15 protein-coding genes are annotated in these 14,689 nt (G+C 59.8%); 12 read left to right on the forward strand and 3 right to left on the reverse strand.

Annotated elements, in window-relative coordinates; translation table 11 throughout:
• The first annotated feature begins 147 nt into the window (after positions 1 to 147).
• From L6762_RS04790 to L6762_RS04810, 5 genes are all read left to right on the forward strand, one after another.
• Positions 148 to 1,491, forward strand: a complete 1,344-nt coding sequence (locus L6762_RS04790; RefSeq protein WP_237185838.1) for a hemolysin family protein — start codon at positions 148 to 150, stop codon at positions 1,489 to 1,491.
• A complete protein-coding gene (locus L6762_RS04795) occupies positions 1,488 to 2,573 on the forward strand; it encodes a hemolysin family protein (RefSeq protein WP_237185839.1) in 1,086 nt (361 codons plus the stop codon). The genes L6762_RS04790 and L6762_RS04795 overlap by 4 nt, the downstream gene beginning before the upstream one ends.
• Positions 2,574 to 2,783: 210 nt before the next feature.
• A complete protein-coding gene (locus tag L6762_RS04800) occupies positions 2,784 to 3,743 on the forward strand; it encodes a metal ABC transporter solute-binding protein, Zn/Mn family (RefSeq protein WP_237185840.1) in 960 nt (319 codons plus the stop codon).
• A 5-nt stretch (positions 3,744 to 3,748) separates the two neighbouring features.
• Complete coding sequence (locus tag L6762_RS04805; protein WP_237185841.1) at positions 3,749 to 4,606, forward strand: metal ABC transporter ATP-binding protein; 858 nt, start codon at positions 3,749 to 3,751, stop codon at positions 4,604 to 4,606.
• A complete protein-coding gene (locus tag L6762_RS04810) occupies positions 4,603 to 5,517 on the forward strand; it encodes a metal ABC transporter permease (protein WP_237185842.1) in 915 nt (304 codons plus the stop codon). Before L6762_RS04805 ends, L6762_RS04810 begins: the two co-directional genes overlap by 4 nt.
• Here L6762_RS04810 and L6762_RS04815 read toward each other — a convergent pair.
• On the reverse strand, positions 5,489 to 5,923 hold the full coding sequence (locus tag L6762_RS04815; RefSeq protein WP_237185843.1) for a Fur family transcriptional regulator: 435 nt from the start codon (positions 5,921 to 5,923) through the stop codon (positions 5,489 to 5,491). The two genes, L6762_RS04810 and L6762_RS04815, sit on opposite strands and share 29 nt — an antisense overlap.
• Before the next feature lie 185 nt (positions 5,924 to 6,108).
• Here L6762_RS04815 and L6762_RS04820 point away from each other — a divergent pair, with 185 nt between their 5' ends.
• The 4 genes from L6762_RS04820 (at position 6,109) to L6762_RS04835 (ending at position 8,084) form a co-directional block, all read left to right on the forward strand.
• Positions 6,109 to 6,759 (forward strand): MBL fold metallo-hydrolase, encoded by a 651-nt coding sequence (locus L6762_RS04820; protein ID WP_237185844.1) that lies wholly within the window; start codon positions 6,109 to 6,111, stop codon positions 6,757 to 6,759.
• An 11-nt stretch (positions 6,760 to 6,770) separates the two neighbouring features.
• Positions 6,771 to 7,196 carry an HIT family protein gene (locus L6762_RS04825; protein WP_237185845.1) on the forward strand — a complete coding sequence of 142 codons (426 nt, stop codon included), beginning with the start codon at positions 6,771 to 6,773 and terminating at the stop codon, positions 7,194 to 7,196.
• A gap of 216 nt (positions 7,197 to 7,412) precedes the next feature.
• Positions 7,413 to 7,874 (forward strand): hypothetical protein, encoded by a 462-nt coding sequence (locus tag L6762_RS04830; RefSeq protein WP_237185846.1) that lies wholly within the window; start codon positions 7,413 to 7,415, stop codon positions 7,872 to 7,874.
• Between the two features lie 3 nt (positions 7,875 to 7,877).
• Positions 7,878 to 8,084, forward strand: coding sequence for a helix-turn-helix transcriptional regulator (locus L6762_RS04835; protein WP_237185847.1), 207 nt, complete (start codon positions 7,878 to 7,880; stop codon positions 8,082 to 8,084).
• Positions 8,085 to 8,174: 90 nt separating this feature from the next.
• On the opposite strand, the gene hrpA is transcribed toward L6762_RS04835, so the two are convergent.
• Positions 8,175 to 12,608: an ATP-dependent RNA helicase HrpA gene (hrpA, locus tag L6762_RS04840; protein ID WP_237185848.1), complete on the reverse strand. Its 4,434-nt coding sequence runs from the start codon at positions 12,606 to 12,608 to the stop codon at positions 8,175 to 8,177.
• Positions 12,609 to 12,812: 204 nt separating this feature from the next.
• Here hrpA and L6762_RS04845 point away from each other — a divergent pair, with 204 nt between their 5' ends.
• Both L6762_RS04845 and L6762_RS04850 read left to right on the forward strand, forming a co-directional pair.
• The gene (locus L6762_RS04845; RefSeq protein ID WP_237185849.1) at positions 12,813 to 13,094 is read left to right on the forward strand and encodes a type II toxin-antitoxin system RelE/ParE family toxin; all 282 of its coding nucleotides are present in this window, start codon (positions 12,813 to 12,815) and stop codon (positions 13,092 to 13,094) included.
• Positions 13,054 to 13,380 carry a HigA family addiction module antitoxin gene (locus tag L6762_RS04850; protein ID WP_237185939.1) on the forward strand — a complete coding sequence of 109 codons (327 nt, stop codon included), beginning with the start codon at positions 13,054 to 13,056 and terminating at the stop codon, positions 13,378 to 13,380. The genes L6762_RS04845 and L6762_RS04850 overlap by 41 nt, the downstream gene beginning before the upstream one ends.
• A 67-nt stretch (positions 13,381 to 13,447) precedes the next feature.
• On the opposite strand, the gene deoD is transcribed toward L6762_RS04850, so the two are convergent.
• The gene (deoD, locus tag L6762_RS04855; protein WP_237185850.1) at positions 13,448 to 14,170 is read right to left on the reverse strand and encodes a purine-nucleoside phosphorylase; all 723 of its coding nucleotides are present in this window, start codon (positions 14,168 to 14,170) and stop codon (positions 13,448 to 13,450) included.
• Between the two features lie 119 nt (positions 14,171 to 14,289).
• Between deoD and L6762_RS04860 the strand changes: the two genes are divergently transcribed.
• Positions 14,290 to 14,685 (forward strand): hypothetical protein, encoded by a 396-nt coding sequence (locus L6762_RS04860; RefSeq protein WP_237185851.1) that lies wholly within the window; start codon positions 14,290 to 14,292, stop codon positions 14,683 to 14,685.
• Positions 14,686 to 14,689: the final 4 nt, after the last annotated feature.

Here is a 14,689-nt window from a genome sequence, read left to right on the forward strand (position 1 = left end):
TTGACCACTATGGAAGACCCTTCTAGTTGCTGTGCAAGCTCGCAGCCTTCACGAGCGCCTAGGCGCATAGAACCCCTACACCAGACCACGGGCGTCCGCACCATGGAGCAGGCACACCTAGCCCAAGAGGCGGTGAGCGCCTAAATCATGGAATGGCTCCTGCTTTTAATAGGCTTTATTCTCATCCTGGGCACCGGCTTCTTTGTGGCCGTAGAATTTTCGCTGGTAGCTCTAGACCAGTCCAAGGTGCAGCAAGAAATTGACCGAGGGGACGCCGCCGGTGAGCGAGTGCTTGTCTGCCTCAAGTCCCTCTCAACCCAGCTCTCCAGCTGCCAGCTGGGCATTACCATCACCACCCTGCTTACCGGTTACACCCTCGACAGCGGTATCAACGCCCTAGCCGGCGACACCATCGCGTCCTGGGGGCTGGCCCCCTCTGTGGCCTCGGCGCTCACCCTGATTTTCTCTATGGGTATTGCAACCTTGCTCTCCATGATTATCGGCGAGCTGGTGCCCAAGAACCTGGCGATTGCCGAGCCCTACCGCGTGGCCCGAACCCTGGCCCCGGCCCAGCTGCTCTTCACTAAGGTGATGGGCCCCATCGTCCGCACCGCGAACGGGTCAGCAAACTGGGTACTCCACCGCTTCGGTATGGAAGCTAAGGAAGAACTCTCGGCAGCCCGTTCACCCGAAGAGCTTTCTTCAATGGTGCGCCGCTCAGCCGACCTGGGCACCCTGGACTCCGACACCGCCCGCTTCGTCGATAAGACCCTCTCCTTCGCCGAACTCACCGCAGCCGACGTCATGACCCCGCGCCGTAAGGTCATCATGCTCGAAGATACAGCCCCTGTCAGCGACGTCATCGAGCTGGCCCGCACCACCGGCCACTCCCGCTTCCCCCTCTACCGGGAAGACCAAGACAACATCGTGGGCGTCGTGCACGTGAAGAAAGCTGTGGGCCTTCCCCTCGATAAGCGCGACACGCTGGAAGCCGGAACGCTCATGGAGGACGTGCTGCAGGTGCCCGAAACCGTGCACCTGGACTCCCTGCTCATGCAGCTGCGAGAGGGCGCCCTACAGCTTGCCGTGGTGCTCGACGAGTACGGTGGCACGGCCGGCATCACCACCCTTGAAGACCTGGTTGAAGAAATCGTGGGTGAAGTCTCCGATGAACACGACACCAACTCCTTCGACGAACGCCCCCTGCGCGTGGGCAATGGCGACTACATTTTCTCGGGCCTGCTCCGCCCCGACGAGGTCAAGGACTACATCGGCACCCTCGATGTGGATGATGACCCCGCCTACGAAACCATGGGCGGCTTCATGATGGACCACCTGGGCCGAGTTCCCGAAACCGGCGACGTGGTGCCCGTTGAGGGCGGACGCCTGCGCGTAGAAAAGATGGAACAGCGCCGGGTTGACCGCATCCGCTTTATTCCCGAAGCCCTCACCACAGATGACCTCGCCGCTCGAAAGGAGGGGGCCCGATGAACGACTGGGTAGCTATCGCCCTGCTCTTTGTGCTCCTTGCCGGTAATGCCTTTTTCGTGGCCGGTGAGTTCGCCATTATGTCGACCCGCCGCTCCCAGATTGAGCCGCTGGCTGAGACCGGTAATAAGCGCGCGGTCACCGTACTTTATGCGCTGGAGAACGTCTCGCTCATGCTGGCTACCTGCCAGCTGGGTATTACCGTCTGCTCCCTGCTGATTCTGAATGTTTCAGAGCCCGCCCTGCACCACCTGGTGTCTGCACCCCTGGAAAGCTGGGGCATCCCTTACGAGGTGGCTAGCGCTGTAGGCTTTGCATTCGCGCTGATCCTGGTGACCTACCTGCACGTTATCTTCGGTGAGATGGTGCCCAAGAATATGGCGGTATCGCTGGCTGCCCAGGGCGTTGCCCTGTGGATTGCCCCGCCCCTGGTCACGGTCTCGCGGGTGCTCAAGCCCCTGGTGGGCTTCCTCAACTGGATTGCCGACCATACCCTGCGCCTGATGAAGGTGGAACCTAAGGCTGAGGTGGCCTCAACCTTCACCCTTGATGAGCTTCAAAGCATTGTGGCTCAATCAACCGCAGAGGGAACCGTGGACGATGGCTCCGGCGTGCTGTCTGGCGCCCTGGAGTTCAGCTCGAAGACCGTTGCTGAGATTATGGTGCCCGGTGACCAGCTGGTTACCATGAACTTCCCCTGTACGCCCGCTGAGCTGGAAAAGGCTGTTGCCCACACCGGCTACTCCCGCTTCGTGATGAAGGACGAGCAAGACGGCACCTACATGGGCTACCTGCACATCAAGGACGCCCTGGTCTACGAAGCTGATCGCATGGACCAGCCCATTGCCTGGTCTAAGCTACGTCAGATGTCGATCGTCAAGCCCGAAACCGAAATCGATGAGGCTCTTGCCACCATGCAGCGAAACCGGGCCCACCTCTCCCACGTGGTTGACGCCCAAGGGCAGAGCGTTGGCGTGCTCTTCTTGGAAGACATCCTCGAAGAGCTGGTGGGGGAAATTAAGGACACTACCCAGGAGCATGTGCGCCGCCGCGAAGAGGCCGCTTCAAAGCACAGCGCCGACTAGTTTCCTCTAGCTAGCTACCGGTTTCTGCCGGTGCGCGGACGCCCGCCTCGCCTTTCCTGCCCCGTGGCAGGGAGGAGGGGTGGGCGTCCTTATATTCCTAGCGGGGCGCGGGTGTGATGCGGTGTACGCACTTTTTATTTGCGAACCGTTCGCAGAAAGGAGTAGGCTGGCAGAAGCCCTATCCCTTACTCCGTACCAAAGGACAGCGCCATGCGAAAGATTTTCCCCACCGTCTCATTGCTTGCCGTATCGGCGCTGACCCTCTCTGCCTGCGGGTCAAGCGGGACGAGCGCGTCCTCGTCCTCAACCGACGGAACCCTGCAGGTCGTCACCACCACCGATGTCTATGCCGATGTGGTGGCGGCAGTCGGCGGCGATAAGGTAGAGGTCACCCCGCTCATTGCCTCAACCGCTGTGGACCCCCACTCCTACGAAGCCACCAGCCAGGACCGCCTGACCGTGAAAGACGCTGACTTGGTTGTCGTCAACGGCGGCGGCTACGATACCTTCCTCACCGAAATGGCCGGCACCGATAACCCCGACCAGATTGTGGTGAACGCGGTAGAACTCTCGGGCCTCTTTAGCGCCGACGACCTGGCCCACATGGCAGAAGAGCACAGCACCACCGGTGAAGACCACTCTGACCACGTGCACTCCTACAACGAGCATGTCTGGTACGACCTGGACACCATGAAGAAGGTAGCTGACCAGGTAGCAGCCGACCTGGCTGAGCTCGACCCCGCCAACGCGGATGCCTACACCAGCGCAGCTGCAGCCTTCTCCACCGATGCTGACCAGCTCCTTGACCGTCTCAAGGCTATCGACACCGAAGAGCGTACCTACCTGGCGACCGAGCCTGTCTCGGGCTACATGCTGGAGGACGCCGGCTTCACCGACTCCACCCCGGCAGATTTGATCGCAGCGGTCGATAGCGAAAGCGACATCGCCCCCCTGACCCTGCAGGAAGCCAAAGACGCCCTCACCGGCGGCAGCATCGACCTGCTGGCCTTCAACGAGCAGACCCAGACCGCCCAGACCACCGAAATCTATACCTTCGCCCAGGAAGCCGGAGTTGCCAGCGTCTCCTTCACCGAGACCCTGCCCGAGAACACCGGCTACATGGACTGGATGACCCAGAACATCGACAACCTAGAAAAGGCAGTAGCATAAAGCCTATGGCTCACTCTTCTACCCAGCTCGCCCCCGCCCTTACGGTGACCGGGGGCGGGCTTTCCTTTGGCCACCGTACCCTGTGGCAGGATCTCAACCTCACCGTCGAACAGGGCGAATATTTTGCCGTCCTGGGGCCCAATGGCTCGGGCAAATCGACCTTTATCAAGGTCATTTTGGGTCTGACCCAGCTGAGCGCCGGCAAAATTTCGGTTCTGGGTGCCCCTGCCCGCCTGGGGAACCCCGGCGTCGGCTACATTCCCCAGCAGAAGGCAATTGGTACCGAGATGCCCCTGCGGGCCCGCGATTTTGTGGGGCTGGGAGTGGACGGCCACCGCTGGGGCTTCCGTATGAAGAACCGGGCCTACCGGGAGAAGGTTGACTCCCTGCTCGATGCGGTCGGTGCCAGCGACTACGCCAACGTGCCGGTGGGGCTTCTATCGGGCGGCGAGCAGCAGCGCCTGCGTATCGCCCAGGCCCTTGCCAATGACCCCAAGATTATCCTGGCAGATGAGGCCCTGCTTTCTTTGGACCTCAACCACCAGTACGCCGTCTCTGACCTGATTCACCGCTACAACCGGGAGCACGGGGCTACGGTCGTTTTCGTGACCCACGAAATTAACCCCATTATCGACCATGTAGACCGCCTGCTCTACCTCGCGGGCGGACGCTTCACCGTGGGGTCGGTGGAGCAGGTCATGCGGAGCGAGGTGCTCACCGACCTCTACCAGACTCCGGTATCGGTGATACAGACCAACGGCCGCTACGTGGTGGTGGGCGGCGAGCACGGGGAGCACCACTGCGCCCTAGAAACCGACCACCCCCAGCTACTTGCACCCGTGAAAGGGGGAGATAACCGATGACTTTTGCGGACTTTATGGGCAAGGTCTTTGTCTTTGACCGCTATGGTGAGCTGGTGGCCCTGCTGAGCCAGTCCATTATCGCCGGGGCTATCTTGGGTGTTATCGGTGGCTTTGTAGGGCTCTTTGTGATGCTCCGCCGTCACGCTTTTGCGGTGCACGCCATCGCCGAGATGTCTTTTGCCGGGGCTGCCCTCTTCCTGCTCCTGGGCTATAACGTGGTCACCGGTTCCCTGGTGGGCTCCATTATCTCTGCCCTGCTGATTGCCCTGATGGGCGCCCGAGCCCACGAAAACGATTCAATCATCGGTGCCCTGATGCCCTTTGGTCTGGGGTTGGGAATCCTCTTCCTCTCCCTCTACTCGGGCAGGGCAGCGAACAAATTCTCGCTACTGACCGGTCAGATTGTTTCTGTTGACTCTGCCCAACTGACCTCTATGATCATCGGTGGGGTAGTGATTATTGCGGCCCTGGCTATCATGTGGCGGCCGCTCATGTTCGCCTCGCTTGACCCGGTGGTTGCCTCAGCCAAGGGGGTGCCGCTGAAGGCCCTTTCCATTGCTTTCATGATTGTGCTGGGTATTGCCACAGCCCTGTCGGTGCAGGTGGTGGGCTCCCTGCTGGTTCTGGCCCTGCTGATTACCCCGGCAGCGGCAGCCCTGCAAATCACAGCCTCGCCCCTGCGCGCTCTAATTCTTTCAGTGCTCTTTGCAGAAACAGCCATGGTGGGCGGTATTCTTCTGGCTCTGGCAGGCTCCCTGCCTATCAGCCCCTACGTGACCACCCTGTCTTTCCTCATCTTCGTGGTCTGCCGCCTGGTACGAGCCGTCCGTCAGCGCTACTCAGCATCGGGGCGCGTCCGCTCAGCTGAAGCCGCAGCAGCACCTAGCCCTGCTGGTGGGCAGAGCAGTTAGAGCAGACCCCGGTAATCTCAATGACGTGCTTGACCTCGGTGTAGCCGTTCTTTGCCGCAATCGCCAGGGCTAGCTCTTCAAGCTCGGGAATCTCAAATTCCCGGGCAGCCCCACAGATACGGCAGAGCAGGTGATGGTGGTGGTGCTCGGAGTCGCAGCGGCGGTAGATAGCTTCGCCGTCCTCGGTCTTGAGGGCCTCTACCTCACCGGTGCCCACCATGGACTGCAAGAGACGGTAGGTGGTTGCCAGCGACACCTTATCGCCGCGTGAGAGCATGAGCTGGTGCAGGTCTTGAGCAGAAATAAAGTCTTCGAGGGTTTCGAGGGTTGCGGTGACTGCCCGGCGCTGTTTAGTGTTGCGAATTTCGGTGGGCTTGCTGGCTGACGACGCTGAGTTGGTGTTCACGGGTCATTCCCTCGTCTAAAATCGGTCTCTCTCTGTGCCTACTGTACACCAGGTTTCCAGGGGCAGAAACGGCCCTCGCGCGGGGCGAAAAACAACGTTTTCAGGTAACAGCGTATGTGTTCAGCAGAAAGAAACCGTCAGCTCCAACTAGTCTGACTGTGGTGGGAGCTACTAGGGTGGTAGGTATGAAACTTACCAAATACACCCACTCCTGCGTCAGGCTCGAAAAGGACGGCGCCGTGCTGGTGCTCGACCCCGGAAACTTCTCCGAGGTCGAGCAGGCGCTGGACGGGGCCCACCATATTCTGGTCACCCACGTACACCCCGATCACTTCGACGAGGGTAAAGTGGTTGCCTTTCTGCGAGAGAACCCGCAGGTCACCATTCACGCCCCCGCCGCTGTCATTGATGCCGTTCTTGCGGCCCTGCCCGAGGCCCTTGCAAAGTCGGTGGAAGCTGACGGGGAGCTGGCCCTCTCGTCCTTCTCTATCAAAACCTTCGGCGGTAACCACGCGGTGATCCACCCCCTGCTACCGGTGATCGATAACGTGGGATACCTGATTGACGATAACCTCTTCCACCCAGGGGATTCTTTTGTGGTACCCCACGGCATTGAGGTGGGTACTCTGCTGGTGCCGATTCATGCCCCCTGGAACAAGATTCAGGAGGTCATTGACTTCATTATCGCTGTGCGCGCTCCGCGGGCCTTCCAGATTCATGATTCACTGCTTGCCGAAAACGGTCGAAACATGATTGTTGGCCACGCAACCAACTTTGGTCAGAAGTACGGCACCACCTTTGAGTACCTGGCCCCCGGCCAGTCTGTAGAGATTTAGGAGTAAGCCCCATGAGCACTGTTTTTACCAAGATTATTAACCGAGAACTGCCCGGCCGTTTTATCTGGGAGGACGAGCAGGCAGTTGCCTTCTTGACCATCGAGCCCTTCCAGTATGGACACACCCTGGTGGTTCCCAAGGCTGAGATTGACCACTGGGTTGACCTACCTGAGGAGCTCTCTGCCCACCTCTTTGACGTGGCTCAGAAGGTATCGAAGGGTCTGATGAAGGCTTTTGAGCCCACCCGCGTGGGCATGATTATTGCCGGTTTTGATGTGCCCCATACCCATATTCATGTGTGGCCCGCTGTTGACCAGAGTGAGTTCACTTTCGAGCAGGCTAACCGTAACCCCGATTCAGCTGCTATGGATGAGGCTGCTGAAAAGCTGCGGGCAGCCCTGACCGAGCTGGGCTACGGCGACTCGGTAGCTTCCTAGCCCCTCCGCCAGGTAGGTACCATCTAAATCAGAAAAACCCACCAACTAGGTGGGTTTTTCTGATTTAGATGGTCTTTTCTGGTGTAGTGGCTGAGTGTCTGGGGCGTAGGGGCCGACGGCCTAAAAATAAGTAAAGTGTGTTTGACATAGCTTCGCGCCTGTATGTAAAGTTTATTTCACATCAACTGTAAAGTAACCTTTACATAAGGAGATAGCATGAGCATCGACAAGACCCAAAGCACCTGGGGCCGTTCTCGCTTCGGTGGTAGCCAAGCAACCCTGATACTTGTCAGTATTCTGGGTGCAACTGCACTGGCCCAGCTACTGGCCTGGGGCATTATTGTCATTAGTTCTGAGCAGGTCACCTGGTGGTGGGTGCCGGTTGCCTCGTTAGCTTTTGTTCCGGTGTTAGCCGCCACCTTTTGGGCGCTTCTGGTCGACCGAAACACCGTTAAAGGAACCACCCGCAACCCAGAATCCAGCATCGAAAACCACTGGTACGGAAAGGCAGCGGAAACTACCTTTCACCTCATGATTGCAGTGATGGGGCTGGGTGCCGGGGCTTTCGCTATCTTCGACTGGCAGGTATCGCCGTCCCTTCTGCTGGCGTCCGTCACCGTGCTGGCCATGCTGGTCTTCCTTGTGAGCTACCAGGTTTACAAGCGTAAGGGTGCATAGCCTGTGCAGAACCAGCTCAAAGAACTACGCACTGAACGGGGCTACTCTCAGCAGCAGCTCGCCGACGTGCTCGGAGTGTCACGCCAGACCGTCATCTCAATTGAAAAAGGACGTTTCGATCCGTCCCTGCCCCTGGCCTTCCAGCTCGCTGAAGTCTTCGGTTGCCGGATCGAGGATATTTTCTTCCCCGATGCACCCGAGAACAATTAGAAGAGAGAAAAGACCAGGAAAATCGGAAAAACCCACCAACGAGGTGGGTTTTTCTGATTTAGATGGTACCTAGGGCATGGACGGGCGGGCCTAAGCGTTCTTGATGGCCTCCATGGCTTCGCGCAGGGCCTTAGCCACCCGCTTCTCACTGACGGTGTAGGCGGTGCCGAGCTCCTGGGCGAAGAAGCTGACGCGCAGTTCCTCAATCATCCAGCCCACCTGCTCCAGCTCGGGAGTCGGCACCGTGCCTCCTGGCAGGGACTGCACAGCCTTGTCGTAGGCGTCCTCTAGTTCCTGCACGGTCAGCATGAGCTGGTTATCCCGGTTGACGTTCGGCCCCAGCTTTTCAATGCGCTTGGTGATGGCCTTAAGGTAGCGGGGCAGATGATGAAGCTGCACCGCACCGGTGGACGCCACAAAGCCCGGGTAAACCAGGTTCTCCAGCTGGCTCTTCATGTCGCTCATGGCGTGAATGACCGCAAGCGAGGTGGACTTCTTAATGAGCTTCTGCACCTTAGCTGTTTCCGACAGAATATCGGCAACCAGCTTGGTCATCACGAATACCGTGTCAATGAGCTCAGCCCGCACGCTGTTGAACAGGGCAGTGTACTCCTCCCTGGTAAAAGGCGGGGTAGCGGGTACCAGCTGGTCAATAGCGGCTACCGTACAGTCACTAATGAGGGCTTCAATTGACCCGTGGGGGTTCTGCGTAAACACTAGCTTTTCGCGGTTGTTCAGGTGCTCTGAAACATAGCGCTCGGGCGAGGGAGTATTGAGTTTGAGCAGGCGAATCACACCCCCGCGCTGGGCTCGGGTAGCTTCAGCCTCGGTGGGGAAGATCCGCACAGCAACGGACGCCCCCTCATCCACCAGGGCCGGGTAGCCTGCTACCGTCTGGGTAGCAATGACGCGCTCGACCTTGCGGGGTAGGTCCTGTTCCGGCCAGTCGGTTAGGCCCGAGACTTCCCGCACGGCTTTGCTGCCCACCGCCTGTTCCGGGGCGGACGCCTGTGCCCCCTTGACACCTGCACCCCGGCTCCCAGCCGCGCTGGGAGCCGCAGAGGGTGCAGAGCCGCCGCGGGCGTCCTGACCCTTCTTACCACCGGCGGCCATGGCCGCCATCTTGCCCATGGTCTCGGGGCTTGCACCCAGAGAAGCTGCCAGGGCAGAGCGAATCTCGGCGTGCAAAAGGCCCTGGAGTTCCACTAAATCCTTGCCCTCGCCCAGAATCTTATTCTGGTGGTTGCGCACCTGGAAGGTGAAGCGCAGGTGCTCGGGTACCGCATCCCAATTGAACTCGGCCGGGTCGACCACATGCCCGCGCAGGCGGCGCAGCACCAGGGCCAGGGCCTCAGTGAGGGAATCAGCAGCGGGGGAGTAGTCGGCGTTGAGTTTCTCGACGGCCTGGCGGGCAACGTCCGGGGCCGGAACAAAATTCTTGCGAATCTGCTTGGGTAGGGACTTAATCAGGGCCGTCACCAGCTCCTCCCGCAGACCCGGAATCAGCCACTCAAAAGGAGCCGGTTCAAGCTGCCCTAAGAAGAGCACCGGAACCTGCACCGCGATGCCGTCCGTCTGCGTCTGGGACGAGCGCACCCCACCAATCTGCACGCTGGGGGCGTACTCGTAGCGCAGGTCAAGGGCCAGCTCCCCGCCGGAAGTGCGGGCAGTCCAGGTGCGGGGGAAGAGGGACTCGTCGTAATCGGCGGCCTCTTCGTCAATCAGGTTTTCGGGGGTGAAATCCAGCAGGTGCTCATTGACCCGGCGTTCCTCCTTCCACCAGCGGTCAAAGTGGCGCTCAGAGACAACGTGCTCGGGTATGCGGGCGTTATAGAAGTCGAAGAGGACAGCGTCATCGACCCGCAGGTCGCGGCGGCGCAGACGAGCCTCAAGCTCCTCAACCTCAGCCAGAGCCTTCTGATTGCGGGCAAAGAAGCGGTGGCGGGTCTGCCAGTCGCCCTCTACCAGGGCAGACTGAATGAAAATCTCGCGGGCAGCTACCGGGTCAACCCTCCAGTACTGGATACGCCGGTCGGCAATGATGGGCAGCCCAAAGAGGGTAACCTTCTCGTGGGCTAGCACAGAGCCCTGGCGGGACGACCAGTGCGGGTCAGAGTAGGAATGCTTGAGCAGGGGCCCAGCCAGCTCCTCAACCCACTCGGGCTCAATCTGGGCATTCACCCGCGCCCAGAGACGGGATGTCTCCACCAGCTCGGCAGATACCAGCCAGACCGGGTTCTTCTTAAAGAGGGCAGAACCGGGGAAAATCGCAAAACGGGTGCCGCGGGCGCCCCGGTACTCGTGGCGGTTCTGCTCATCCTGCATACCAATGTGCGACAGCAGGCCAGAGAGCAGGGACTTATGCACCTCGGTCTCACTAGCAGCCGGGTCAATATCGCGCCCGCCCTCAACCGTAATACCGGCCGAGCGGCCAATCTCCCGCAGCTGGGCAAAGAGATCCTGCCACTCACGAATACGCAGGAAGTTTAGATACTCCCGGTGGCACATCTTGCGGAACTGACTCGATGACAGCTCGGCCTGCTTCTCATTGATGTACTGCCAGAGCAAGAGGAAGGACGTGAAGTCGGACTTCTCATCCTTATAGCGGGCGTGCAGGGAATCGGCCTCGCCGCGGTGCTCGGCGGGGCGCTCGCGGGGGTCCTGAATGGTCAGGGCAGCAGCCAGCACCATGATTTCCTTGGCAACACCCCGCTTGGAACCCTCCACAATCATGCGGGCTAGGCGGGGGTCAACGGGCAGGGCTGCCATGGCGCGCCCAGCGGCAGTGAGCGGTGAGGACGGACGCCGCCCCCCTCTACCGCGTGCCCCGCGCGTATCGCGGGGGAGGGCGTCCGCACCCTCACGGCCGGGGGTAGCAAGAGCTCCTAGCTCGCGCAGCAGGTTAACGCCGTCGTTGATAGCGCGGGTTTCGGGCGGCTGAACGAAGGGGAACTTCTCAATATCGGCGGGGGACTTAACCACGCCGATTGCGGTCATCTGCAGAATGACCGCGGCCAGGTTGGTGCGGAGAATCTCGGGGTCGGTGAACTCGGCCCTGGCCTGGAAGTCCTCTTCGGAGTAGAGGCGGATGGCGATACCGTCAGAGACACGGCCACAACGGCCCGAACGCTGATTGGCGGAGGCCTGCGAAATGCGCTCGATGGGTAGGCGCTGCACCTTGGTCCGCGCGGAGTAGCGCGAGATACGGGCGGTGCCGGTGTCGATCACGTACTTGATGCCGGGCACGGTCAGGGAGGTTTCCGCCACGTTGGTTGCCAGCACGATGCGGGGCCGGCCACCGGGTTTGAAAACCCTGTGCTGCTCAGCCATCGACAGGCGGGCGTAGAGGGGCAGCACCTCGTAGTCGGCCAGGCGGCGGGTGGATCGCACCATATCCTCGATAGCGTCGGCCGCGTCGCGGATTTCGCGCTCGCCCGAGAAGAAAATCAGAATGTCGCCGGGGGCTTCTTCAGAAAGCTCCCGGATGGCGTCAAGCACGCCCTCAATCGGGTCGCGGTCGTCGTCCTCGAGGCCGTCACCGGCGTCCGCCTCGTCCTCTCCGCCGTCGCCGGTGCGCGGCTCGCTCAGCGGGCGGTAGCGGATCTCGACCGGGTAGGTGCGGCCGGAGACCTCAATGATGGGCGGGGCATCATCGGGTAGGGTTGCCTCGGCGATTTCTTTTTCCTCGGGGCTGAGGGTCTCGTCGACGATGCCGACACCGGGTACAAAGCTGGGGGAGAAGTGGCGGGCGAAACGCTCGGGGTCAATGGTGGCTGAGGTAATGACGATTTTCAGGTCGGGGCGCTGCGGCATAATGCGCTTGAGGTAGCCCAGAATGAAGTCAATGTTGAGGGAACGTTCGTGGGCCTCATCAATGATGATGGCCGAGTACTGGCGTAGCAGCCGGTCGTTTTGGATTTCGGCCAGCAAAATACCGTCGGTCATGAGCTTGATAGCGGAGCCCTCGCCCACCTCGGAGGTAAAGCGCACCTGGTAGCCGACCGTCTCACCGATCTTCTGGCCCAGTTCCTCAGCGATGCGTTCTGCTACCGAGCGGGCTGCCAGTCGGCGGGGCTGGGTATGGCCAATCATGCCCTTCTCCGCCAGACCCAGTTCAAGGAGCATCTTGGGGAGCTGGGTGGTCTTACCCGAGCCGGTTTCACCCGCAACGATGGTGACCTGGTTGTCGCGGATAGCTGCCATGATGTCGTCCCGGCGGGCAGAGACGGGCAGGCCCTCGGGATAGGTGATTTTTTCGGGAATCAGCGGGGTGTAGGGACGGCGCTGGTTCGGTTTCTTCCCGCCCTGCTTGCCCCGGGGGGCTGAGCTGCGGCCGCGGCGCTGGGAGCGGGCGGGTGCGTCCGCCCCCTCACGAGGGCTGGACGCCTGCTTCCCCCTGCCACCGCGCTTTTCGGCGGTCTGGGGTTCGGTGGGCTCGGATGCGCGGACGCCCGCGCCGTGCATAGCAGCGGCGATAGCGGAGAGGGGCTGGGCAGGAGTGCGGGAAGAATCTGAACTAGACATACTGCCCTCTATTTTAGGGCAGAGCCGGCACGAACGGTCAGGTTTCACTGGTCGCGTGAAGCCTATCGACTATAGTCGACAAAAATATCAAAAAAGAGAAGTTTATCGACTATAGTCGATAAACTTTCGGTTCGTTGGTGTGATAAATGGGTTTAAGCCAGCCTACCTATTGAGCTATAACGTCTCGCGTTATAGCCTGGAGCTATGATTCAATCTTTCGCAGATCGAAACACGGAGAAGCTAGCCCAGCGCCAGCGGGTTCCCGTTTTTGACACGCGCATTGAACGAGTTGCTCTAAGGAAACTGAGATTATTGGATGCCGCTACATCACTCAATGACTTGAGAGTGCCCCCGGGTAACCGTCTGGAAGCTCTCAAAGGTGATAGGGCTGGGCAACATAGTATAAGAATTAATGATCAATGGAGAATCTGTTTTACCTGGACTCATGCAGGGCCCGAAGGAGTTGAAATCGTTGATTACCATTAGTTTGCCTCCGGTACACCCTGGGGAGGTTCTCTTTGAAGATTTTATGGAACCCCTTAGTGTGAGCCAGAACCAGGTTGCCCGAGCCATAGGAGTCTCACCGCGTCGGATTAACGACATTGTGCATGGTAGGCGAGCAGTAACAGCTGATACTGCGGCCCGGCTGTCTCGTTATTTTGGTACGAGTGCTGAGTTTTGGCTCAATCTACAGGCCCGGTATGAGCTGGATATGCTTGAAGAAACAAAGGCTGAGACTTTGGCAGCTATCGTTCCATTGAACGCTGCCTAGAGACGAGGACGCCCCGCCCTCCTGCCCTGGGGCAGGGGAGCGGGGCGCAGGCGTCCTGACAGAAAAGTTAGAGGCTGGCAGCGACGGGCAGGACGAGCTCCATCATGTCGGTGAAAGCGGTCTGACGCTGCTCGGCGGTAGTCTCAACACCCTTGAAGAGGTGGTCTGAGACAGTGAAAACAGAGAGGGCCTGCACACCGGCGGCGGCAGCCACAGCGTAGATACCGGCGGTTTCCATCTCAACAGCCAGCACACCCATCTCAGCCCACTTAGAGGCGTCAGAGAAATCAGAGCGGTAGAAAACGTCAGAAGACAGCACGTTACCCACGTTGAGGGTCTTGCCCTGGGCCTCGGCCTCCTTGGCCACAGCCGACAGCAGGGGCCAGGACGCGGTGGGGGCAAAGGTGCCGGGGAGCTTGTAGTGGTGCATGAAGTTGGAATCGGTCGAAGCTGCTGAGGCCACGACTAGATCAAAAAGGTCAAGGCCCTCAGCCATACCACCGCAGGTACCGATACGGATCAGGTTCTTCACGCCAAAGGTGTGAATCAGCTCGTGGGCGTAGAGGCTGGCCGAAGGGATGCCCATGCCGGTACCCATGACCGAAATACGTTGGCCCTTGTAGTCGCCGGTGAAGCCGAACATGTTGCGCACGGTGTTGAACTGTACGACGTTCTCAAGGTAGGTATCGGCAATGAACTTGGCGCGCAGGGGGTCTCCGGGCAGCAGGATGGTTTCGGCAATTTCAGCGCCGTTCGGGGCAATGTGCGGGGTATTGACGGCTTCTGCCATGTCATTCTCTTTTCAGGTGCGAAAGGGTGGGGTTTTCGCCCCTAGTCTACCCGGCTTCATATAAGCAACCCTACTTAGTAATTTGGTAGGGTGGGAGGGAACGCCGAAAGGAGTAGTCAATGAAGAAAGCACTCTATCTCACCCTGGTCGCAGCTTTTGGTGCCTCGATTAGCGGCGTCATCGGTCTGTTGCGGGCCTTCGCGCTCCCAGAGCAAGAACTGACGCCCTATCTTATCGGTATGACGATTGGGGCAGTTGCCCTGACTTTCATCAGCCTAGCTGCCCTGCGTTTCCCCGGCTCCGACCTTCACCTGATCTACCGTCGACAGTTTACGGCTCGCCCCTCCGGGGCCTTCCTGCTGGGCGCGGTGTTCGGGCTAGGAATAAGCCTACCCCGCATCGACCCGCAGGACTTTATCTTCGATGCTATCTTCTCTATCATTTTTGCCCTGGTTATCGGAGTGATAGCAGCAGTCTGGGTTGCCTTCCGTCGGCCTGCTCCTGACCTAAACTAGGCAC

The sequence above is a fragment of the Rothia nasimurium genome (assembly GCF_928381705.1).
GTDB classification, from domain to species: domain Bacteria; phylum Actinomycetota; class Actinomycetes; order Actinomycetales; family Micrococcaceae; genus Rothia; species Rothia nasimurium_G.